The sequence below is a fragment of the Hydrogenivirga sp. 128-5-R1-1 genome, from assembly GCF_000171895.1.
On sequence record NZ_ABHJ01000328.1, the window covers coordinates 1 to 1,527 of the forward strand.

The 1,527-nt window shown below is 30.0% G+C and carries 2 protein-coding genes; both read left to right on the top strand.

Annotated features, from left to right (window positions below):
• Nucleotides 1-921, top strand: a 921-nt coding sequence (locus HG1285_RS18485) for a DNA methyltransferase (RefSeq protein ID WP_008289265.1), incomplete at its 5' end; no start/stop codon positions are given.
• Between the two features lie 103 nt (nt 922-1,024).
• Nucleotides 1,025-1,527 (top strand): MjaI family restriction endonuclease (locus tag HG1285_RS01920; protein ID WP_008289266.1); only part of this gene is annotated, 503 nt, incomplete at its 3' end.

Here is a 1,527-nt window from a genome sequence, read left to right on the forward strand (position 1 = left end):
GTTGTTAATATTGGAGACCAATTTGCAAGGTCTGTTATCTACGGAAGATACAAAATTATACCGCTTCATGCGGAAATCATAGCTCAATGTGAAGATATAGGATTTGATTATATGGGTTCTATTATCTGGCAAAAGAAAACAACAATGAATACTACAGGGGGAGCAAATGTAATGGGTTCATATCCTTATCCTCCAAATGGTATGGTAGAAATAGATTATGAGCATATTCTTATATTTAAAAAACCCGGCAAAAGCAAAAAAATAGAAAAAGAAGTAAAAGAGAAATCAAAATTATCTAAAGAAGAATGGAAAGAGTATTTTTCTGGACACTGGAATTTTGCAGGTGCAAGGCAGATAGAACATCAAGCTATGTTTCCTGAAGAATTACCCAAAAGAATAATAAAAATGTTTTCATTTGTTGGTGAAACTGTCCTTGACCCTTTTCTTGGAAGTGGGACAACTGCAAAAGTCGCTGTGGAATTAGGCAGAAATGCAGTTGGTTATGAGGTCAATGAGAATTTTTTAGATGTAATAATTAAAAAAATAGATAATAATTCAAATAAGAACATAGAAATTATCAAAAGGGACTTTCCTATTGTACCTGAGGACATTAAATATACCCCTAAAATAAAAAACGCAAACCCTGTAATAGAGCCAGAAAAATTAAAATTTGGTAAAAGTAAAACTTATAAAGTTATTGATATACTAAAAGATGGGAGATTAAAGTTAGATACGGGACTTACTGTAAAATTGAGGGGTGTTATTATAACAGATTTGGATAAAGCTATTTCGTATTTTAAGCAATATATACTAAAAAAAGAAGTTTATCTAAAATTTGATAAAAATTACACGATAAACAGTGATTATGTAGAAGCATACGTTTATTTGAAAATAAAATATTTATTAATGCCTACTTGTTGAAAAATGGATTTGCTATTGTAGATACGGACTTAGATTTTGACTTAAAAAATAAATTTGTAGAATTAGGCAAAGGTTTAAAGGCAGTAAAATAGGGATTATAGTTGTGGAATTAAAAATAAAACTTGACGAAGTAAGAAAATTATTGGAAATAGAAACTCCTGAATTTCCTAAGTATGCTACTCAGATAATAAACTTAGCAAATCAAAATGCACAGGCAACGAGACCAAAAGTCGTTGGTCAAATGAGTGAACTGATAAAAGAGTTTACAGGAAAAACTCTACAAGAATGGGAAACTTGGTATTTAAATAAACATCCTGACGCAATAGAAACAGCAACACAAAAAATCCTTGAGATGATAGATAATTTTAGAGAAGTAATTAACCAGATTGATGAAAATATGATTCGTCAATGGGTTAAAGATTTGGTAATAGTTAAAACATTTATTGGCTTAAGATTTCAAGAAGCCATATTAAAGAAAATAGCAGATAAATTTGATTTAAATTATAGACTGGCAACACCAGAAGAAGAAAGCAAAGGAATTGATGGATATATTGGAAATATTCCAGTAAGTCTTAAACCAATTACATACAGGCAAAAAGAAATGCT